General features: G+C 42.3%; 19 protein-coding genes. 13 read left to right on the forward strand and 6 right to left on the reverse strand.

Going from position 1 to position 22,256, the window contains the following annotated elements; genetic code table 11:
- Nucleotides 1-539: 539 nt before the first annotated feature.
- The 3 genes from BV375_RS29455 to BV375_RS29465 form a co-directional block, all read right to left on the reverse strand.
- Entirely contained in the window at nucleotides 540-1,943 is a 1,404-nt protein-coding gene (locus tag BV375_RS29455) for an NAD(P)(+) transhydrogenase (Re/Si-specific) subunit beta (RefSeq protein ID WP_086767117.1), read from the reverse strand.
- Entirely contained in the window at nucleotides 1,940-2,233 is a 294-nt protein-coding gene (locus BV375_RS29460) for an NAD(P) transhydrogenase subunit alpha (RefSeq protein WP_086691366.1), read from the reverse strand. Before BV375_RS29460 ends, BV375_RS29455 begins: the two co-directional genes overlap by 4 nt.
- Before the next feature lie 94 nt (nucleotides 2,234-2,327).
- Nucleotides 2,328-3,503: a Re/Si-specific NAD(P)(+) transhydrogenase subunit alpha gene (locus BV375_RS29465; protein ID WP_086767119.1), complete on the reverse strand. Its 1,176-nt coding sequence runs from the start codon at nucleotides 3,501-3,503 to the stop codon at nucleotides 2,328-2,330.
- Between the two features lie 877 nt (nucleotides 3,504-4,380).
- On the opposite strand from BV375_RS29465, the gene BV375_RS29470 reads away from it, so the two are divergent.
- The 12 genes from BV375_RS29470 (at nucleotide 4,381) to BV375_RS29525 (ending at nucleotide 17,312) form a co-directional block, all read left to right on the forward strand.
- Entirely contained in the window at nucleotides 4,381-4,935 is a 555-nt protein-coding gene (locus BV375_RS29470) for a DUF2808 domain-containing protein (RefSeq protein ID WP_086767121.1), read from the forward strand.
- Between the two features lie 312 nt (nucleotides 4,936-5,247).
- Nucleotides 5,248-5,382, forward strand: coding sequence for a 50S ribosomal protein L34 (rpmH, locus tag BV375_RS29475; RefSeq protein WP_015129556.1), 135 nt, complete (start codon nucleotides 5,248-5,250; stop codon nucleotides 5,380-5,382).
- Nucleotides 5,383-5,406: 24 nt separating this feature from the next.
- Nucleotides 5,407-5,829, forward strand: a complete 423-nt coding sequence (rnpA, locus tag BV375_RS29480; protein ID WP_086767123.1) for a ribonuclease P protein component — start codon at nucleotides 5,407-5,409, stop codon at nucleotides 5,827-5,829.
- Entirely contained in the window at nucleotides 5,816-6,205 is a 390-nt protein-coding gene (locus BV375_RS29485; protein WP_086691374.1) for a PH domain-containing protein, read from the forward strand. Before rnpA ends, BV375_RS29485 begins: the two co-directional genes overlap by 14 nt.
- Nucleotides 6,206-6,507: 302 nt before the next feature.
- Entirely contained in the window at nucleotides 6,508-7,653 is a 1,146-nt protein-coding gene (yidC, locus tag BV375_RS29490; protein ID WP_086767125.1) for a membrane protein insertase YidC, read from the forward strand.
- 2 nt (nucleotides 7,654-7,655) lie between these two features.
- Nucleotides 7,656-8,171 carry a R3H domain-containing nucleic acid-binding protein gene (locus BV375_RS29495; protein WP_086767126.1) on the forward strand — a complete coding sequence of 172 codons (516 nt, stop codon included), beginning with the start codon at nucleotides 7,656-7,658 and terminating at the stop codon, nucleotides 8,169-8,171.
- 217 nt (nucleotides 8,172-8,388) lie between these two features.
- Nucleotides 8,389-8,895: a YceD family protein gene (locus BV375_RS29500; protein WP_086767128.1), complete on the forward strand. Its 507-nt coding sequence runs from the start codon at nucleotides 8,389-8,391 to the stop codon at nucleotides 8,893-8,895.
- A 592-nt stretch (nucleotides 8,896-9,487) separates the two neighbouring features.
- Nucleotides 9,488-10,999, forward strand: coding sequence for an AAA family ATPase (locus tag BV375_RS29505; RefSeq protein WP_086767129.1), 1,512 nt, complete (start codon nucleotides 9,488-9,490; stop codon nucleotides 10,997-10,999).
- Nucleotides 11,000-11,145: 146 nt separating this feature from the next.
- Nucleotides 11,146-11,694 (forward strand): SH3 domain-containing protein, encoded by a 549-nt coding sequence (locus tag BV375_RS29510; RefSeq protein WP_086767131.1) that lies wholly within the window; start codon nucleotides 11,146-11,148, stop codon nucleotides 11,692-11,694.
- A 381-nt stretch (nucleotides 11,695-12,075) separates the two neighbouring features.
- Nucleotides 12,076-13,590, forward strand: a complete 1,515-nt coding sequence (locus tag BV375_RS29515; RefSeq protein WP_086767133.1) for a peptidoglycan-binding protein — start codon at nucleotides 12,076-12,078, stop codon at nucleotides 13,588-13,590.
- Between the two features lie 162 nt (nucleotides 13,591-13,752).
- Nucleotides 13,753-14,970 carry a HAMP domain-containing sensor histidine kinase gene (locus BV375_RS29520; protein WP_086767135.1) on the forward strand — a complete coding sequence of 406 codons (1,218 nt, stop codon included), beginning with the start codon at nucleotides 13,753-13,755 and terminating at the stop codon, nucleotides 14,968-14,970.
- Nucleotides 14,971-15,989: 1,019 nt separating this feature from the next.
- Nucleotides 15,990-17,312: a D-alanyl-D-alanine carboxypeptidase gene (locus tag BV375_RS29525; protein WP_086767137.1), complete on the forward strand. Its 1,323-nt coding sequence runs from the start codon at nucleotides 15,990-15,992 to the stop codon at nucleotides 17,310-17,312.
- Nucleotides 17,313-17,449: 137 nt separating this feature from the next.
- Here BV375_RS29525 and lptC read toward each other — a convergent pair whose 3' ends face one another.
- The 3 genes from lptC to metG form a co-directional block, all read right to left on the reverse strand.
- Complete coding sequence (lptC, locus tag BV375_RS29530) at nucleotides 17,450-18,712, reverse strand: LPS export ABC transporter periplasmic protein LptC (protein ID WP_086767139.1); 1,263 nt, start codon at nucleotides 18,710-18,712, stop codon at nucleotides 17,450-17,452.
- Complete coding sequence (locus tag BV375_RS29535) at nucleotides 18,712-19,341, reverse strand: NYN domain-containing protein (RefSeq protein ID WP_086691395.1); 630 nt, start codon at nucleotides 19,339-19,341, stop codon at nucleotides 18,712-18,714. Before BV375_RS29535 ends, lptC begins: the two co-directional genes overlap by 1 nt.
- A gap of 165 nt (nucleotides 19,342-19,506) precedes the next feature.
- Nucleotides 19,507-21,108, reverse strand: a complete 1,602-nt coding sequence (gene metG / locus BV375_RS29540; RefSeq protein WP_086767141.1) for a methionine--tRNA ligase — start codon at nucleotides 21,106-21,108, stop codon at nucleotides 19,507-19,509.
- Nucleotides 21,109-21,483: 375 nt separating this feature from the next.
- Here metG and BV375_RS29545 point away from each other — a divergent pair, with 375 nt between their 5' ends.
- The gene (locus BV375_RS29545) at nucleotides 21,484-22,209 is read left to right on the forward strand and encodes a 1-acyl-sn-glycerol-3-phosphate acyltransferase (RefSeq protein WP_086767143.1); all 726 of its coding nucleotides are present in this window, start codon (nucleotides 21,484-21,486) and stop codon (nucleotides 22,207-22,209) included.
- Nucleotides 22,210-22,256 lie beyond the last annotated feature (47 nt).

The following is a 22,256-nucleotide window of genomic DNA, read 5'->3' on the forward strand; positions in this document are numbered from 1 at the left end:
GGTCAGACGACTGGCATAATTTTTGACTGGTTTTGACTTTTAAAACATCCTCTTAAAACTACTTGATGTTTTAGAAGCTGCTCATATCTTACCTTATCGTGGTAATGATGATAATCATCCAGATAATGGGCTTTTGTTACGCGCAGATTTACATACCTTATTTGATCTTAATTTGTTGGGTATTATCCCAGAATCTCTAGAAGTTAATTTTCATCCAAAAGTCTTAAAAACTGGTTATCAAGAGTTGGCTGGTAGAAAACTTATATGCTCTCAATATCAACCAAGTCAGTCAGCACTTGTATCTAGATGGAAGCAATTTCTAAACCGTCTTAATCAAAATTATTAAAATTGAAAGTTTAATTAAAAATCTTACCTTAAAAATTTTTAAATTTCAAAACAAGTCGAATCTCTTAATTCTTTCTTTTCTTTGCGTCTTTGCGCCTTTGCGTGAGCCAATTTTATAAAGAAAAAACTTGCCCCAGAAGCATTACATTCTCAAGGCAAGCTAACTCTCTAATTGTTTTTTAATTCGCGGTTCGTTAAAGTTGCTTCACTTCAAAAACCAACTTCGCCACCATATCCTTCGCGCTACCAAAGAGCATCGTAGTTTTATCTTTGTAGAACAACTCATTATCTACACCGGCAAAACCTGTACTCATTCCGCGCTTAATCACAATTGTCTGCTTCGCCCGATCTACTTCCAAAATTGGCATCCCAAAAATTGGGCTATTAACATCAGTACGCGCCGCTGGATTAACTACATCATTTGCTCCAATTACTAAAGCTACGTCTGCTTGCTCAAATTGGGGATTAATATCTTCCATGTCATACAACTGGGTATAAGGCACATTTGCCTCAGCCAGTAGCACGTTCATGTGTCCTGGCATTCTTCCAGCAACGGGGTGAATGGCATACTTAACGTCAACGCCCATCCGTTCTAGTTGATCTGTTAATTCCCGGACGCTATGTTGCGCTTGAGCAACTGCCATTCCATAACCAGGCACAATTACCACAGAACGGGCATAACCCAACATCATTGCGCCTTCTTCGGGATCGATGCTGCGGACAGTTTGATCGGTTGCACCACCACTAGCTGCACCACCAGTCGCACTTCCTGTGCCAAAAGCGCTGAACAGCACGCTGAAGAGGGAGCGGTTCATTGCTTTACACATAATTTCGGTAAGGATTAATCCAGATGCTCCCACCAATGCGCCAGCGATGATTAACATATTGTTCATCACCACGAAACCTGCGGCGGATGCTGCTACACCGGATAACGAGTTCAACAGCGAAATTACCACAGGCATGTCGCCACCACCAATAGGGATGACGAACATTACACCCAATACTAAAGAAACAGCAACTACTGCTAAGAATATGGGTAGGCTATCCGGCGTGATGATTAAGTAGGCACTACCCGCTATATAAGCACCTAGTAGTAAGAGGTTAAATGGTTGTTGGAAAGGAAATGTAATCGGGGAACCGCTAATTAAACCTTGCAATTTGGCAAAGGCGAGAAAACTACCTGTGAAGGTAACACCACCGATTAACACATCCAGCAGCATGGAAATGTTGACATCAAGGGGTACAGGTGATCCAGAATCCAATAACCGCCAGAATTCGGCAACAGCGACTAATGCAGAAGCTGCACCACCCAAACCGTTGAGTAAACCCACCATTTGGGGCATTTCTGTCATTTGGACTTTATAGGCTGCGATCGCACCAATGCCTGAACCAATCGCCAAACCTAACAAAATCATCTCGTAGTTCAACACATGCTGATCCAGCATTGTGGCAACAATTGCTAGCAGCATCCCCACGGCTGCTACAACATTACCGTTCCTTGCTGTTGCTGGTGAACCCAGCTTTTTTAAACCGAGAATAAATAAGGATGCAGCGACTAAGTACGTTAACTGAATCCCAGTTGGTAGAAAATCGCTCACGCCTTAATCTCCTTTTTCTTAAACATTTGCAACATTCTGTCTGTAACTAAGAAGCCACCCACAACGTTTACTGTTGCTAGTACGACGGCAATTAAACCGAGAATGACTGACACATTCGTCTCTCTAGCACCAGAAGCTACTATCGCCCCCAGTACTGCAATGCCAGAAATTGCGTTTGATCCCGACATTAAGGGTGTGTGTAAGGTAGGTGGTACTTTGTTGATGACTTCAAACCCAATAAAAGATGCCAACACAAATACAAACAAAGCAGCAAGTAATGCCTCTGTCATGAAATAAAAACTCCTTCTGAATTAATGGGAATGGGGCATTGGGCATTGGTATTTCTTCTTGTCTTCCTTTTCCTCCTAGCCCCCTTCCTAGTTCCTAACTAACTGGCGATTGTTGAGTATTCAAAGCCGTTAAAGCGTCACTCACGCGTTGATTGCGAATTTCACCTGCATGAGTGACGCAAGCTGCTTCAACGATGTCATCGGCAAAGTTCACCTGCAAAGCTTTGTCTTTATTAATCAGCAATTGCATCAACGATGTCAGGTTCTTGGCATACAGTTGGCTGGCATGGACTGGCATCGATGATGGTAGATTGATCGGCCCGATGATAGTAACACCGTTCCAAACGATGTCTTTACCGGGATCGGTGCAGGCGCAGTTACCACCTTGTTCAGCAGCCAAGTCTACAATCACTGAACCTGGCTTCATCTGTCTCACCATTTCCTCAGTGACTAGCAGTGGGGCTTTTTTCCCTGGAACTTGGGCGGTGGTAATCACCACATCGGCATTCTTGATGTGTTCGGTAACAACTTCTTGGGTGCGTTGCTTGCTAGCTTCGGAAATTTCTTTGGCGTAGCCGCCAGCCGCAACAGTGTCTTCTTCGAGTTTGACTTCGACGAATTTTGCCCCTAAGCTTTGAACTTCTTCTTTGACGGCGGGACGAATATCAAATGCTTCTACCACTGCTCCCAAGCGCCTAGCGGTGGCGATCGCTTGCAATCCTGCTACACCTGCTCCCATGATAAATACTTTCGCTGGAGCGATCGTGCCTGCGGCTGTAGTCAGCATGGGGAAGTATTTCGGCAATGCTGCGGCGGCAATTAATACAGATTTGTAACCTGCTAAGGATGCTTGCGAGGACAATGCATCCATGCTTTGGGCCCTAGTAGTACGGGGGATCAATTCCATACTCAAGGCTGTAACTTGGCGATTTGCCAATTTTTGCACCACCAAAGGATTTCCTAAGGGATTGAGGAAGCTAATTAGTACAGCGCCTTGTTTGAGAAATTCAATTTCTGAACGTCCATCTTCACGTTCTTGTGGCGGACTCACTTTCAATAAAATATCTGTTTCGCCCCATAAAGTAGCGGGATCAGCAATAATTTTAGCTCCTGCGGCTTCATAGGCAGAATCACTAAAGAATGATCGCTCTCCCGCACCTGTTTCTACCCAAATTTCTAAACCTTGTTTTACCAATCGGGCAACGATGTCAGGAATTAAAGCTACACGACGCTCACCAACTTCTATTTCTTTAGCAACTGCTATTCTCATGAAATCTCCTGGAGATAAATACCTAAATCTCTGCCAACTATGCAATTTCTTCGCTGAGTTATTCCCACTCTCATGCTTTATAGGCTGGGGATCTCAGCCATTGCTTTTATTCGTAGATTGAACCTTGACCATTTTCGGTTTCACTGTCGGTTCCCTAGACAAAGCCTGAGTTTGCCACTTACAGATGTCGCAATTTCAGATAATTTTAATGGGCTTACATACTGCACATCCTATGTTGATTCCCAAATTTTGCATCTGTGTCTTCAGCTTATTTTAGGGATTGAAAAATTTTGTATTCCTATATTACATAGTGCAATATGCATCCACTTAGAAAAACTTGATTATTCCCAAAGTAATTTTTGATGATTAGTACTTGGATTCACGCTTGTTTTTATCAATCTAGCCCAACTTAACAGGCGATCGCTGATTCTATGGCTCAATTTTTATAACAAAACTCTTACAATTTAGATACACTTATACATATTAAGAAACACAATCTCATCTCAACACTGTGTTTCTATCTAGTAGAAACAGGACAGTTCGACGTAATTTCAAGGCTTGTAGTTAGCGGCTCAATCGCTTACCGCAGTACTAAAGTACTTAACTCAGAACTCGTCATAGTTTCTGTGATCGGCTGCTAGTTCTCAGTTGAAGCAGCCAACAAGCAAATAGCTAGTCAGTAAAGGTAGTGAGGCAAATAAAATCAATGTCAAAAATGTTACTTCAATCCCTCTTGTTCAGATATCTCAGGCAGATGGCACTTTTAATTACTATTTACCGTCTATTTTGAGAAAGTCAGTAGTAAAGTTTAGTTACGAATACTAAACTTTTAGTTATTTAGATAACCAAGCATACTATCTGATAGAGGAGCCTAACTATGCGACATTTACTTTTTAGAAGTTCAAATCGGCGGAAGCCGCCGCTGCGACTTCTCTCTACTTTAGCCGTGACTAGCTGTTTGTTAACTGGTTTTCAAGCTGTAAGCTGGGCACAGAGTTTACCAGGATTGACTCTATTTAGCGGCGTCAAAAGCGAAAATCAACTGCCATTCCGCTTAGATTTTGGCGGACAAGCCGATGGCTGGGATAGATATATACTAAGAATTCCAGCTCAAAAAATGAAATTAGCAGTAGCTCAATTTGCTATTACCTACCCAGATTATTACAAGGGTAAATTTGACCCCAAACAGATTGAGGTGAGGGTTAAAGACAAAGCAGTTCCCCTTTCTGAGGTGAAGTGGGATAAAGACGGTCACGTGATTCAAATTTACCCTCAAGAGCCAGTACCAGCAGGTAGTAGGGTAGAAGTTGTGTTATCTAACGTGAAAAACCCAACATTTGGTGGGACTTTCTATTTTAACTGCCAAGTTCTTTCCCCAGGCGATGTACCGCTATTGCGTTATTTGGGATCGTGGATTTTGATGATCAGTTAACTCAAAGGCCATTTGTGATTGGGCACTGCGCCCTTGCGGGTTTCTAAGGCACTCTGTTGGGCGGCTTTCCGCAGGGTAGGAAGTGCCGTCACGTTATAACAAGTGGCGTGGACAAGAGAGAAAATGCAAGGAGCCAGGAGCAAGCAAAGCAAGAAAGCACGAATGACTCTTGGCTCTTAACTGTTCACCAATAACAAAGTGACTATTGGCTCTTGTCCTTGACTCTTTACCGGAATCTCTATATTTTGCCTGTAATAGTGATATAATAAGAGATTGTGACTTTTTATAAAAATCACCTAAGAGGAGCACAGTATGCAAAGAACCCTGGGCGGTACCAACCGAAAGAGAAAAAGAACCTCTGGTTTTCGCGCTAGAATGCGTACCCCAGACGGGAGAAACGTAATTAGCGCTAGGAGAAAAAAAGGACGTCATCGTCTGAGCGTTTAGGGCATATTAGGCGGAAGAGCATCTGTGGCTTTGCCCAAGGCGAATCGGCTAAAATCCCGAAAAGATTTCCAGGCAGTTTTCCGAGAGGGAATTCGGCGTCATGGTTCCTATTTCACATTAAGGGCCCTGAAACCGTCGGTTGCGAAACAGCCTTCTTTGGATACTGCCCCCGAGAATATACAGTTAACTGATGCAGCAGACCTGCACAGCATAAAGTTTGGTATTTCCATTAGCACAAAAGTCAGCAAGCGTGCAGTAGTGCGCAACCGGATCAAAAGGCAAGTAACGGTAGCTTTGTATCAGTTGTTGCCCAGATTGTCACCTGGATGGCGGTTAGTGATAGTTGTGAAACCAACAGCAGCAGAACTAGAGTGCGTAAGCCAACAATTTCTGCAAGAATTAGAGCAGTTGTTAGCACAAACCGAGGTACTAAATGGGCATTCGTGAAGAAATTTATTATGAAGGCGGCCCTCATATTGGGGATTTGATTGTGAACCTGCTGATTGGACTAACTGTCGTCGGGATACCGTTGACAGTTGGGGCTATTGTCAGAGCTTTGTGGCTACGCTTCCGCATCACAGATCGCCGGATTTCTGTGATGGGGGGTTGGATGGGACGCGATCGCACTGACGTAATTTATTCAGAAATTGTCAAAATCGTCAAAGTTCCCCGTGGTATCGGCATATGGGGAGATATGGTGCTAACTCTCAGAAATGGTAGTCGTCTGGAAATGAGGGCTGTTCCTAAGTTTCGGGAAGTTTATGACTATATCAGCGAAAGAGTTGCTGCCAAAAATTCTGAATATAGCGCGGCTGCTAAGTAATTAGTTAGTTGATAGTCTTCAGTGCTGAGAAGAAGCGAGCACACTGCTTTCCCATGTAGTAGCTGGCGTTGCTGAGTAATGGGGAACAGAGGCACAAACAGTTAATAATCAACCATTAAGATTGTGATGACTCAGTTAAATAAATTTAGTTTTCATCATCCTTGCCTACTTCCTCAATCATTACTCAGCACTCAGCACTTTGAATGTGCGGCTATCCGTAGTGAATGATAGTCGCAGACAAATCATGATTTAGATAAATTAGATTCAGTTAGTTTACAGTACCTCAGGTTGAATTCAGAATAATGGATTTTGGTATCGGGTTTCTCTCGAACAACGTGATGCTGCCAATCATAGACTTTTTCTATGGCATTTTGCCTAGCTATGGATTGGCGATCGTTGCCTTGACATTGATAGTCCGCTTCGCGCTCTATCCCCTGAGTGCTGGTTCCATTCGGAGTATGCGGCGGATGCGGATTGTGCAGCCTCTGATGCAAAAGCGGATGGCAGAAATTAAGGAGCGTTATAAAGACGATCCGCAAAAGCAGCAAGAGGAAATGGTTAACGTCCAAAAAGAATTTGGCAACCCTCTAGCTGGCTGTTTGCCACTGCTGTTGCAAATGCCAGTGTTGTTGGCTCTGTTTGCCACTTTGCGGGGTTCACCCTTTGCTGGTGTTAACTACAACGTTAATCTGCAAGTCTTTCCCGCCGAACAAATCGAACGAATTCAACCCCAAGCCTTTGCTACTCCTCCCCAAAACATCTACATTGCTGATGGGGAACACAGTCGTATTACTGCTATCCTGCCTGGAGGCAATAAATTAGCCGTAGGAGAAAGAACCAAGATACAATACCAGACTGTTGACGGCAAACCATTTCAGGTGCTTTTGGCAGAACACCCAGAAAATAAGTTGATTCCCGAATGGAAAATTACTAAAGGGGAAGACAGAATCAAAATTGACGCTGACGGCAATATAGAAGCCTTACAGCCTGGAGATGTGACAATTCAAGGCACTATTCCTGGACTGGCAGCAGATAAAGGATTTCTGTTCATCGATGCCTTAGGTAGAGTAGGCGCAACCGATCCCGACGGTACAATCCACTGGGATATTGTCGCTATGGTAATTTTCTTTGGGATCAGCCTCTACGTTAGCCAAATTCTTTCCGGGCAAAATTCCAGCGGAGGCAATCCACAGCAGGATACAGTTAATAAAATCACCCCAGTCATCTTTTCAGGGATGTTTTTGTTCTTCCCTCTGCCAGCTGGGGTTTTGATGTATATGGTGATTGGGAATATCTTCCAAACTCTGCAAACCTTTATTCTCTCGCGCGAACCCTTACCGGAAGAACTGCAAAAAATCGTAGCAACCCAAGAAAAAGAAGCAGCAACGGCAGAACAGAAGGCATTGCCGTTTGAGCCAAAAAGTTCTAAGAAAAAGGCTACAAACTGATCATGAGTAACAGTCCCATGCAGCGAGGGCAGCAGTGGTTAAAAACGCTGCTGCTACTTACTGGGGTATCTGCTGAGGTTGAGGGTAATTTAGAACCTGCTCAACCTCAGAGCGGCGACTCCGAAGAACCAGATAACTACTGGTTGACGATTGATGACCAGAACCTCAACTCACAACAAATCCGAAATTTGATTGGTACTGATGGTTCAGTGCTAGATGCAATTCAGTATCTAGCTAATTCAGTACTGAACTTAAACCAACCACCAGAAGAGCAAGCCTCTTATACCATTGAGTTGAATGGCTACCGCGTCAAAAGAGAAGCGGAAATTCGAGCATTGGCAGAGGCCGCATCCCAAGAAGTACGAGCTACGGGTAGAGAGGTAGAAATCAAATCCCTTAGTTCGGCCGAACGGCGGCAAATTCACACATTTTTAAAGGAATTTAGCGATTTAGAAACCTTTAGTCGCGGTAAAGAGCCACATCGTCATCTTGTAGTTCGTCCCGCGATCGCACAGTAGAAGAAGTTGGAAAGCAGGGGAAGTAGAGCAGCAAGGACAGTAAGAAATAATTAATCATTACTTGCTTCTTGAGTTTTGGCTCTTAACTGATTGCGCAGCACTTTTTCTTGAGCGTTAAACTCTCATGTCGCTAAAAGCTAAAATAAAGATCTAAATAACAGCAAAATTGCTGGTAATTAAACTAAGTTAAGTTTCGTGAGGATGTCTCACAAATCCTATGGACGCAATTTTTATTCCGCAGCTCACCAAAGCCCCGGAGCGGACAGAGGAAATTCAAGTTCAGGATTTTCTGCCTGGTTTGGAAACTTTGACCCCTGTTCGTGGTGTTATTCGCGTGCAGCATCTAGGTAATTACTTAGAAGTATCTGGTCAGGCAGAAGCAATTATTACTTGTACTTGTAACCGCTGTTTACAGCAATACAATCAGCGTTTGGTAGTTGATACCAAGGAAATTATCTGGTTAGACGCAACAGCTAATCAACCGCAAGACTTACCCCTTGAAAGGGAAGTAACGGTAGAAGATTTGGTAGAAAGCCTGCCACCTGATGGTTATTTTCATCCCAGTGAATGGCTGTATGAGCAGATGTGTTTAGAATTGCCTCAGCGCCAGCTATGCGATATCAATTGCCCAGGTATTTTGAGTACTGCTGCTGATAGTTCCGAAAAGCCAGTTGATAACCGTTGGGCTTCTTTGGAAGCACTGAAAAAGCAGCTTCCAGGATAGTCGATTAGATTCATACTCAGCAGATTTTAGTGCTGAATTTGAGCGCTCAAGCGCTCACTACAGATATTTTTAATAGTGATAGCAGTAGCCAATAATAATCAATATTTTGACGTTCTTGATTAATCTTCTATCTCAATACGGTTCAGTTAAGGTGATCAGAGTTCTCATCTGTTGGACAAAACCAAGATTTGGGGGAGAATCCCCCAAACCCCCGATTGGGTGACGGTTGCGTCCCCCAAGCCTCCTCCAAAATAATTGTTCCGTTTTTTGTTTAGTAATTATTTGTGAGCTTTGTTGTCAATGAATTTTCTTAACTGAACTGTATTGTCTTATATCTAGCGGCCTAACAGCAGAAAAGCAATTAAGCCAATAAGAAAACAAAGCGCAAATTTTGTCCAAGGTTTTTGAATTAATTGGATAAATCTTGGTATCGCTCTAGGTGAGGAAGTTTTGATCTGGTTGGAGATGGGTACGACTACGGACCAGAGGATTGATCAAATTCCTGATTGTTTCCGTTTTTAGTTTTTAGTTGTGAGAGACAGTACAACCCTTAACAATGAGAGAAGAACGAATAAACCAATAACAGCTACTTATGACCTTCCGTGATGAGTTTAAACTGCTGCTACGTGCCCGTTATCCTTTAATTTATATTCCGACATACGAAGAGGAACGGGTAGAAGCAGCGATCCGGGAAGAAGCAACCAACCAGGGTAATCGCCCAGTGTATACTTGGGATTTTGTTGATGGCTACCAGGGCAATCCCAATGATGCGGGGTTTGGGCGGCGCAATCCCCTGCAAGCTTTGGAATTTATCGAAAAATTGCCAGCTTCTGCGCCAGCGGTATTGATTCTGCGAGACTATCATCGATTTTTAGAAGATGTGGCGATCGCACGCAAACTCCGTAACATGGCTCGACTTCTGAAGTCGCAACCAAAAAATATTGTGATTTTATCACCCCGGATTGCAATTCCTGACGATTTAACCGAAGTGCTGACGGTCGTAGAATTTCCCTTACCAGCCGCCGCCGAGATTAAAATCGAGGTGGAACGCTTGCTACAAGTAACTGGTAATTCGTTGTCTGGGAAATTCATAGATGATTTAGTACGCTCTTGTCAAGGGCTATCAATGGAAAGAATTCGCCGGGTTTTGGCAAAAGCGATCGCTACTCACGGCGAATTGCAACCAGAAGATGTGGATCTAGTTTTGGAAGAAAAGCGTCAAACTATCCGCCAAACCCAAATCTTAGACTTCTACCCAGCCACTGAGCAAATTTCTGATATTGGGGGGTTAGATAATCTCAAAGATTGGCTGCTACGCCGAGGTGGCTCATTTACAGAAAGAGCGCGACAGTACGGATTACCACACCCTCGCGGTTTAATGTTGGTGGGTATTCAGGGTACTGGGAAGTCTTTAACTGCAAAAGCGATCGCTCATCATTGGCATTTACCCTTACTGCGTCTAGACGTGGGACGGTTATTTGGTGGTTTGGTAGGTGAATCGGAATTACGGACTCGCCAAATGATTCAAGTAGCTGAAGCTTTAGCACCCTGTGTTTTGTGGATTGATGAGATAGATAAAGCTTTTTCTGGGCTTGGTAGTAAAGGGGATGCGGGAACCACTAGCCGCGTATTTGGTACATTTATTAACTGGTTAGCTGAAAAAACCTCGCCTGTCTTTGTTGTCGCCACCGCTAACGATATCCAAGCTTTACCACCAGAAATGCTCCGTAAAGGGCGATTTGATGAAATATTCTTTGTCGGTTTACCCACCCAAGAAGAGAGAAAAGCAATTTTTAACGTTCATTTATCCCGACTACGCCCTCATAACTTGAAAAGTTATGACATCGATCGGCTAGCATATGAGACACCCGATTTTTCTGGAGCAGAGATTGAGCAAACTTTAATTGAAGCGATGCATATCGGATTTAGTCAAAATCGCGACTTTACCAACGACGACATTTTAGAAGCTGCTAGCCAGATTATTCCCTTGGCGCGCACTGCGGTAGAGCAGATTCAGCAACTACAAGAATGGGCTGCGGCTGGAAGAGCAAGGTTAGCATCGAAACAAAGCCCGTTAAGCGATACCTTTGGTAAGCTACGCTAACGCATTCAACGGCAGCTGCAATCATAGGTAGTCAAAATTCTAGAGTCAATCATCCAATGTTCAGAGTCATTAATAATTGACTATTGACCCTTGACCATTGACCATTGACTCTTGACAATTGAGCATTGGTGATGAGGTTATAAATTATGTTTTCTAACGTACTAAAATTTATACTTGGGTTTTTCTTGGCGATCGCTATTTTAATTGGTACTGGTGTTGCTACAGCGCTTTATTTCATGAATCGAACTGCCATACCCCCGACTAAACCAGTTTTTTCCAACGATCACCCCACTCAGAGAACCCAAACTGTTAAAGCAACTGAAAAAGTAGCGACGAAGACTAGCTCCTCGCCCGAAACATCTCCTAGCCCAACTCCTTCACCTACACCTACTTCTACTGAATCTCCCAAGACTCAGGAATCACCCAAACCATTACCACCTGGAGCTTACCAAGGAAAAGTTACTTGGTCTCAAGGCTTGAGTTTACGAACCGAACCTAAGCAAGATGCTGAACGTGTTGGTGGAGTTGGTTTTAATCAAAAAGTTGTAATTTTAGAAGAAAGCGACGATAAATTGTGGCAGAAAATTCGCCAGGAAGATACCAATCAAGAAGGGTGGGTGAAAGCAGGGAATACCGAACGAATTGAGGCAAACGAGGCAGTACAACAGCCAGAAAAACCAACACAAGACCAATAGACAGCTAAAGCACTGTAACTTGATTAAATATTTGTTTGATTCAATGAACCTGGGGAAGCCTTGCTCGCCAGGTTGCTTTTTTTGTCAGTATTAATTCTTTTAAGTTCTGCTTATCCTATAGTATACTGGTAGCCAAAATTTCTCATAAACTTAGTAGCAAGTAACTCTACTGTTGTGATATTCATCAACTCAAGTACTTAGATGATGCGATCGCACAACAAACAAAATATGAAAATTTTTATTTCTACTACCTACTGCCTTGAAAGTGCTGAGTCAAGAGTTAATAAGCAGGAGGCAAAGGTCATTAGGTATTCTTTGTTGCCTGCCCTGTCTCCTTTATCCACCTATTTCCTAGCCCCTAGTATCTAACCCTTTATATTTATGGAAGCCATTGGTTATCTACACTCCGAAGCAACTAAAAGCCTTGAAATTGTTCGAGCTCAAGGAAATTTTAGATTCTGGAATTGGACAAAGCTGTCTAGCACAGTTGCAATGCGTTTTTTATCTGTAGGAATAACCTTGGCAATTCTCAGTATAGCTGGGCAAAGTTTAGCACTTCAAAAAATAGGAAGTAATGGCTCTGAAGTGTCAAGCATTCAGAGTTGTTTAAAAAAGTTAGGTTACTTTCGGGGTCCAGTCAACGGTAACTTTGGTTCCATAACCCAGCAGGCTGTCATCGCTTTCCAGCAAGCTAATAAACTACCTGCTGATGGAGCTGTTGGAGTTGGTACTCAGCGATCGCTACAACAAGCGTGTCAAAGTAGAACCGTTAATAGAAATGTCAATAGTAATCTGCAATTAGGCAGCAGAGGACCAGAAGTTGTCAAGCTACAACAGCGTTTGCAGCAGTCAGGCTATTTTCAAGGCCCAATTACAGGCTATTTTGGCCCACAAACTCAGCAGGCGCTAATCCGTTCCCAGCAATCTTCGAGAAGCCGTACTAATCCTGTTATTCCTCGCAGAGTCCCACAAGCAACGCTGAACAGACCAAGCCAAGGAGGTGATTATCCTTCAATATCTCAAGGCAGTCAAGGCCCAGCGGTAACGAGATTACAACAGCGTTTGCAACAGTTAGGTTATTTGAATACTAATCCGACTGGTAATTTTGGACCCCTCACTAGAGATGCTTTAATTGCATTCCAGCGGAATTCTGGCATCACTGCTAATGGGATTGCCAATCAACAAACTTGGAATAGATTGCTGAATCCCTCTGTAGGTGTATTGCCAGATAGAAATAGTCTTGCTGCTCAGCAAGTGCGAGAACTGCAAGAGCATTTACGAGATCTAGGGTACTTGCAAGCTAATCCGACTGGTAATTTTGGCCCTATGAGTAGAGATGCTCTCATCCGATTCCAGAGAGATTACCAACTAGCTGCCGATGGTATAGCTGATACACAAGCCTTGGAAGCAGTACGTGGAGTTTGGCAAAGTAGATCTGTCAATCAACCAGCTAGAAACTATCTAACTATCGGTGACAGTGGTGATAATGTCAGGGCAGTTCAAGCGCGTTTATTGCAATTAGGCTTTTTTAATGGCAATCCTGATGGCTATTATGGTGAAAATACCAGAGCGTATGTGTATGCCTTCCAGCAATATTCCCGACTCAATCCTACAGGGAATGTAGACGCACAAACTTGGCAAGCCTTAGGTTTAAATAATTCTACTGGAGACAATACTGTTAATCCTAATAATAAGAATCGCTATGTAGTAGTAGTCCCGATTCATAATGCTGATACTCTCAACAAAGTACGTCAGTACATAGCTAATCCTGTTGTGGAAAAATCGAGTTTAGGGGATTATGTCAATGCTGGCAGATTTGGCAATCGCACAGAGGCAGAAAATCTCTCTAAACTTTTACGCTCCTATGGTTTAGATGCAAGAGTGGAATATTTTTAAGCACTTTGATAGCGGTTTGCTGGTAAGTGCAATAAAACGTGGAATTAAAATCTAAAATTGGTATAACTTCCATCTTTCGTCAGGTGCGAAGCTGAAGTTAAACAGAGTAAGCTACCTCTAGCTGACGAGGCTTTGCGCTTACTGTTTTTGGTTGCTTAAAAGATGGATTTTAGCCAAACTTTAATTGAAAAAAATGATGCCATTATCGATCGCTGGGTAGAAGCAGTCTACCAAGATCAACAAATTGAAGCTACTCAAGAATTGACTTTCAAAGCTGTCAGGGATAGCCTACCTCGTGTTTTGAATGCATTGGCGACAGTACTTTCTGAATCTGCAAAGAGCGATTTGCAGACTGTAGTTGATGCCAGCCTGGAACATGGTAGGATTCGTGCAGAGCAAGGATTTGAACCAGCAGAGATTGCGCGAGAGTATCGTTTACTCCGATTTGTGATTTTTTCTCTTTTGGAAGAAGATTTAATCCAGGCATCCCAAGTGGAGATGCTGCGAGCTGTACGCCTGATTGACACAGTAATTGATGAAGCGATCGCCCGTTGCTTTAGCAGCTATACTTATGGACGATTAGAAGAAGTCAAACAACTCCAAAGCCAGTTGCGTTTGACTAATCAAGAGTTAACTCGTTTGGTTCGTGCCAGTAAAGATAGTCTGTCTCAGTTAGCTCATGAACTGAAAACGCCTTTAACTTCAATCATTGGTTATGCAGACTTATTTCTGCGCCAGCATCGTCAACAACAGCCAGAACTCAAGGATTCACATCCAAATCTCGAAAGTATCGAGCGAGTTTTAAGAAGTGGTAGGCTAATTCTACATTTAATTAACGATACTTTAGAAATTTCCCGTTACGATGCCGGCACGATGAGATTACAGCCCACCCTATCTGATGTAGGTGGTTTAATCAACTCAGTTGTGGAGATTATTGAACCTTTAGCACGTGCTAAAGAATTAGCCTTGATTGTTAATTGCGCTCGCGCTCCAGATCAAGTTATTACCGATCCGCTGCGATTTCAGCAAATTCTTACCAATCTACTGAGCAATGCAATTCGATACACCGAATCTGGTAGCGTCACTTTAGATTGTTGGCAAGTATCTCAACAGCAGTGGGCTATCTCTGTTACCGATACTGGTATTGGGATTCCTCTGGATGCTCAAACAGAAATTTTTCAACCTTATTTCCGCGCAGTAACCGAGCAAAAATCTCCAGGTTCTGATGGTACAGGATTGGGATTGGCAATTGTGTCTCGCTTAGTCCAGTTAATGCATGGTGAAATCAATGTAGTTTCAAAACTAGGTGAAGGCTCTACATTTACAGTGCTTTTGCCATTAGAAGCGATCGCCCATGAAAATAATCAACTAAATGCCTGAAAGTAAGGTTAAATAACCAACAAGCTATAGAGACTATTGTTTTTTCTAAAACCGCGATCGCTCAATTCTTTTTCATATCTGAAGCTTTTTATCTTTCACAAGTAACAAAATAGAAAGTAAAAACCCGAACTTCTACTTACTATAGTTTAGAAAATTATACTCAAATTTATCAAGCGAATTCTACCATTAAAATTTGAGGGGAATACAAGACAGTTTATTCCTGCTTTTAAGTTTGGCTAATTACTTATACTTTGTACAGTCATTGTAGCCCAATCCGATTTTGGTGTTAGGAAAAACGGGTTTGGGGTTCTTTAGATTTTTAAGTAATCAAACAAATTTATATTACAGGGCAAAGTGTTCCAGGTTTATATATAATTAAATCGATAATTAGTCTTGCACTCTACTATCAAGGATGAGTGCTTCTTGTCTGATCAAATAAAGCAGAAAACAGAAGTGGTAAGAGCTGATTCGTAAAGAAAATATTAAGAACGCTTCGTCCCTTACTCAGCATAACTTTAAATCTCTAGGCAGTTAAGGCGTTCAATTTCTGAAAGCCTGATCCCCAAAGATTTTCAGCGAGTTTACAAATCAGATGTAAATATATTCACCAATTTGGTATATACGAATTACATAGGTATTGCAGTTGAAATTGACAGTTATATACTGTTCAACTTCTAAGGAAATTTCTGAAAGAAAAGGTGCTAGTATAGCGCAACTTCAAGTGATGCCAATTTCAAAGGTGATGATCGCAGATTAATTACTCTAAAAATTGATTTGTATTTGTCATGGACATTTAATTATTTTATATATCACAACCAACATTAACCCTTTATCTAGACAATAGCTTTTAAAATTTGCTACTTTATCGGCTGATTAAAAAGTTACAGCTAATCTATGTTATCTACCCTACTTCCACATCGGAAAAACACCAGTTATTATGACTCCATGCTGATCGCCATAAAAAAGCTTGTATATTAGCACAGTAAACAACTTCACACATCCTAATAGAGGAATAAGGAATGCTGGAATTATTGAGTTCAGGTTTGGTAACGCTGTGGTTGGAAATGGCGGGCTTACAAATCAAGCCGTTAGATGCCTTAGATGCATTGGCTTGGCAAAGTAGCCCTGGCTTGGTTCTTGCCCCTGATCCCAATCCAGCTAGCGCTAATACAGTCCAAGACTATCTCAAGGGGCTAATCGCATCGAAACTAATAGCACAAAATCTCACAGATAGTCAGGGAATTTGGATGCAGTCGGGACCTATGCTCATGGCTAATCACCAAGGGACGACACCTCTGCCGGCTGCTTCTTTAACTAAAGTCGCCACCTCACTAGTCGCTTTCAAAACTTGGGGTCCAGATCACCAATTTGAGACTTTGATCAGTACCACAGGGCCAGTGGTGAATGGTGTATTGCAAGGTGATTTGGTGATTACTGGTGGTGGCGATCCCATGATGGTTTGGGAAGAAGCGATCGCTCTTGGTAATACTCTCAACCGCATGGGTATTAAGCAAGTAAAAGGAAATTTGGTGATTACTGGCTCTTTTGCCATGAATTTCCAACGTCATCCGCTGTTAGCAGGTCAGCTATTTAAGCAAGCGCTGAATTCCGCAACTTGGACCCGCCCGGCGATTTACACATATTCGATTATGCCTAAGGGCACACCCAAGCCTCAAATAGCGATCGCAGGTACTGTTAAAGTTGAGGCACAGCCAAATCCTCAACGAGCTGTGCTGATTCGTCATCTGTCTTTGCCTTTGAAACAAATCATCAAAGAAATGAACGTTTACAGCAACAACGACATAGCAGAAATGCTGGCGGAATCTGTAGGAGGAGCAACCGTAGTCCAATCAACTGCTGCTCAGTTGGCTAGAGTTCCAAATGCAGAAATTCAGCTAATCAATGGTTCCGGACTGGGCCCTGAAAATCGCATTTCTCCGAGAGCTGTATGTGCGATGTTTATGGCAATGCAACAAGAAGCCGCCGCTCGCGATTTGACTTTAGCCGATCTATTTCCTATGTCTGGGTTCGATCATCGGGGAACACTGCATTCCAGACATATACCTGTTGCTACAGTAATTAAAACTGGTACTCTCCGAGATGTTAGCGCTTTAGCGGGTGTAATGCCGACACGCGATCGCGGTTTGGTCTGGTTTGCTATCCTTAATCGTGGTCCAAATGTCTCAGGCTTCCGTACTGGACAAGACCAATTATTACAACGTTTGGTACAAAAGTTGCAATTAGCTCCCCAAGTTCCTGCATCTCTCACCCCGCACTCAACCATAAACACCTTACCCGATCTGGGTACAAGCAGTCGTAATGAAGTTGTATTCAAAGGTTAGTCAAAAGTCCAATTAAGTAGAACGGTGTGGAAAAACAAAACTATGTTTTGAAAAATCAAATAGGCTTAAACCCTCTTCCCTCCTGCCTCCTGCCTCATCCCAACGATAAATATTCACGCCGACCTACTTACTATCAACTATTGACCCTTGGCTCTTTCCTGAGGAATAATCTCTGTCACTACCCTCCCGCCGGTATTGCCACCTTTGACGACAATATTTTCTGTTTGCAGATTACCCACGGCTGTCTCCCCAGTAAAATTTAATGGTGGGTCAACTTGCCGATATACTACATTACCCTGCGCTTCGACTAATTTATTGTCTAAATACCAAGTTAATGTTCGCGATTTCAGAGACTGGCGACGCTGACCAATAGCATTGACATTGCCTGTTAAATAAACTGTTTTTTGCGGTATCTTCATTTCGCCTTGATTAGCAGTTACTGTCACATTTTCAGCCTTATGAAAGACACGCACAGGGGAATTTGTAGTCACAGTTTCTGCATTCATATTCCAGGTCATAGAGTTACTAGCTATCTGCATTGGTGGGTCTAGTAATTCTAACTGGGCATTTTTTGTGACAGTAGCAATCTTAGTTTTCAGATTAATTTCCGTAGCATTTCCGCGACCACGGTCAGTAATTTGATTATTTTTGTAGCGGTCAATTTGTACAGGGCGATCGCCGATTAATTTTTCTTCTTTGATATGCCAAATTAAATGCTCAGTTCGCATTTGTAATTGCGGATCGGCAGAGTTTGCTACTACTCCACCAGAGAATTCCATGCGCTGTTGGCGGGTTTTTACTCGCGCTTCCTGCGCCACTGCTTGTAGTTGTTTATGAGTTCCGTTTAGCTGGTTACGAACAATCAATAAATCTTCGTTGGGACGCCATTCTAATTCATTACCTCGAAGCACAATGCCATTCCGAGGATCTGTAGCAACTATCTTACCCTTAAGAAATAACTGCTTTCCATCTTCCTCAATGTCTGCCCGTTCGGCTTTAATTTGGTAGACTACTTGGCCATCTTGATATAATTCTCCATAAGGGTTTTCTGCCTGTCCAATTTGTTTTTCTTTGGTATATTTTGCTTCTTTAGCATTAACTTTCCAAATTGGTCGCCCCACTTCATCAAACTGTTCAAAAGCAACACCATAAAAAGTCAAATTGCTATCTGTGTTTTGCCCAGATGAACCCGAATTATTTGCTTGATTTTTAGAGGATTTACCGCTGCAAGCAACTAATCCTACTATCAATAACAATGTCAGAGGGAGGCAAAACCAATTGGCTTTAATTGGTGAAACATTGAGAAATTGCCATAAAAAGAATAGGGGGGAATGTATTTTAATTCCCCCCTGATTTCCTGGACCTCTTTTGTCTTGATCCTTGTCTGCTTCCTGCTTCATTAATCTTGAATTTCTAGATGTCCATCAGTATCTCTTGGGTCTTCTAAAAAGCCCATACCGGATAAAGGACGGTATGGATAGCTTTGGCGAGGGGTTTTTTGGATATCTTCTTTGATGGCTTCTAAGTCAATATAGCGATCGCTTACATTGATTAAGCTGTCGCTGGTCATTGAACGTAAACTTACCACCTCTACCCGCACACCCCGATAGCTAACTGAGTTCACTGCATAGGCCAAATCCCCATCACCACTGACTAAGACTGCTGTATCGTATGAATCTACTAAAGCCATCATATCTACTGCTATTTCTACATCCAGGTTGGCTTTTTTTGAACCATCTGGTAGCTGGACTAAATCTTTAGCAATAACTCTGTAGCCATTGCGACGCATCCACAGCAGAAATCCTTGTTGTTTCTCGTTTGTGCGATCTACACCAGTGTAGAAAAAAGCGCGTAACAGTCTAGATCCGCCAGTTAAACGACACAATAACTTAGTGTAATCAATTTCGATTCCTAGTTGCAGTGCGGCATAAAATAGATTTGAGCCATCAATAAATATAGCTACACGACCCCGATTCTCTAAAACTTGTTCCGGCGTAAATATCGAGTCATTTTCTAAATTATTCAACATTGATGTCATACCTCAGTTTTTATCCTTGTAATATTTGATACTAAATTTTTACTTCTCAGATGCAAGTTAGAGCGATTTATGATAATCTACCGGGGCTAATCAGTGCGGCCCCGATCGTTTTTTTGACAGAATTTAGAGATTAAGCAAAATCAAAAATTCAAAGTACTAATCGTTTTTGGGGGGTTCTATACGCTTAAAGATTGGTTGGGGTGTGCCCAACTGTTGTTTAGTAGATAGTAGCCCCCAGGTTGCATGAATATCGAAAGGTGCAGCAATTGCACTTTCTTGTTGATCGTTAAAGTTAATTCCGAAGCCCAATTGCTGATAAATATCGCTACTGATATTCGGAATTATCGGGGACAACAGATAAGCTGCTAGTCTAACTGATTCTAGAACTGCATACAGCACTTTTTCCAATGTCTGCTGCTGTCCTTGCTTATATAATGACCAAGGGGCTTGTTCATCAATAAACTTATTGCTAGCTTGCACCAGCAACAGGATAGCCTCGCAGGCTTGATTGAAAGCCAGCATTTCGTAGGCATTTTTCACCTGTTCCCCTAAAGTTAATCCAATCGCTTTTAAAGGATTTTCAGCCGGAATGGCTTCATTGGCAATTGCTGGCACATTACCGGCGCAGTACTTCTTCACCATGTTCAGTGTCCGATTTAGCAAATTACCTAAATCATTTGCCAAATCTGCATTCAGAACATTAATGAATCTAACTTCATTAAAATCGCCATCTTTGCCAAATTCAATTTCCTTAAGAAAGTAATAACGAACGGCGTCACTACCATAGCGCTGGACTAGCTCTATGGGATCGAGGGTATTACCCAGACTTTTACCCATCTTCTGACCATCTTTAGTTAAAAAGCCATGTCCAAATACTTGCTCTGGTAACGGCAGGCCAGCACTAAGCAGCATCGCCGGCCAATAAACTGCATGGAAACGGAGAATATCTTTACCAATTAAGTGCAAGTTTATGGGCCACCATTTAGCTAAGGCATTTGCTAAAGTTGGTTCTGCATCTGGTTCTAACAATGCCGTTACATAACCCAGCAGTGCATCAAACCAGACGTAAAGAGTATGCTTGGGATCTACTGGTACAGGAAAACCCCAATCTAGATTCACCCGTGAAATCGAAAAGTCTTGCAACCCTTGATTCACAAAGTTGAGGACTTCGTTACGACGACTCACAGGCTGGATAAAATCTGGTCTAGACTGGTAAAGTTCTTGTAGTTGACTTTGGTATTTGGATAAGCGGAAAAAGTAGTTTTGTTCGTCTCGCCACTCAACTTCTTTGTTAGTATGAATCGGACAACGGTTTCCCTCAAGCAGTTCTCGTTCTTCTTTAAATTCTTCACAGGATACACAATACCAGCCTTTTTGTTGTCCCTGGTAAATGTCGCCGCTCTCCCATACTCGCCCGAAAAATTCTTTGACAATTGCTTCATGGCGAGGATCGGTGGTCCGAATAAAGCGATCGTATTTAATATTTAGTATTTGCCACAGAGAAAGGAAAGCCAGAGATATTTCATCACAAAATTCTTGGGGAGCTTTCCCTAAATTTTCAGCCGAGCGTTGAATTTTCTGTCCGTGTTCATCTGTACCTGTGATTAGTAGCACTTGATGCCCTAAAAGCCTTTGAAACCGAGCCACTACATCAGCGGCCATTGTTGTATAAGCACTACCAACATGGGGAACATCGTTTACATAATATAGCGGAGTTGTCAGTGCAAATGTCTTTTCTTTTTTATTCACTAGATTCATGCACAATAAAAAAACAACTTATTAAAACGGTTTATATCTTACTTTTGTGGGCAAAACCACGTAATTATATAACATTACTATTTTTTTTTCAAACACTACATTAATATTAGCAAATCTCGAAAGACCAGATTATTTTATGCTTTATATAAAGCTAGCTAATTTTCCCAATAGTTAAAAAATAGCTGCTAACAATAGTTAGTAAAGCTTTTGATTGCATTTGTTGTGGCTGGGAATACAGAAACTAGGACTCAGAAAATATAGTTAACTTTGAGAATTAAACATTTCTACCTTAAGACGGTCGTGGTAGTGGTGAAGAAATGTAATGTTAAGTCAAGATAAACTGCGATATTTTCTGAAAAAAATATATTGATTGCTATGAGTCTAAATAGCCCTCTGGAGATTTCTCGTTGGTCATTAGCGGCGCTATCAACGCGAATGTTTCGTTATTACGAAGATCGAATTCCTCATGATGCTAGCGTGTTAGTCGTCAGCAATCACCGCAGCTTTATGGATGCCCTGATTTTAATGGCGGCGCTATCAAATCCAATTCGCTTTGCCTGCCATCACTATATGGGGCAAGTACCAATTATGCGGGAACTAGTTACAGGTCAATTGGGGTGCTTTCCCTTAGATGATACTCATAAACGCCAGCAGAGCTTTTTTGCCCAATCCCAACTGCTATTGCAGTCCAAGCAGATGGTAGGGGTGTTTCCAGAAGGAACCGAACCAATGGTAAAATTTACCCAGCCTCATGAGGTGGGTGAATTTCAGCGCGGATTTGCTCATTTGGCATTGCGAGCAGCTGTGAGAGACTTAGCGATTTTGCCGATCGCGATCGCCTCCCTAGAGGAAGTAAACACCGCAGGTGTACCTTTACGCTTATTAAGTTTGTTTGACCCTTCAGAAGCATTATTTAATCAACCAGGTTGGCATCCCTTGGTCATCTATCGTCGAGTCGCGGTGTTAATTGGCCGTCCCTATTGGATTAAGCCCCAACAACAAAAACAATACCAAGGAAAACAAGCGAAAACTGTTGTTGCTGAACTGACAGAACATTGTCATTGTGAAATCGCCAGCTTGTTACGTCAGGGTTGTTATTAGGATATCTCATACCTTGGATGGATCAATTATCCATCCCCAAAATAGTA

Source organism: Nostoc sp. 106C (assembly GCF_002154725.1).
Classification (GTDB): domain Bacteria; phylum Cyanobacteriota; class Cyanobacteriia; order Cyanobacteriales; family Nostocaceae; genus Aulosira.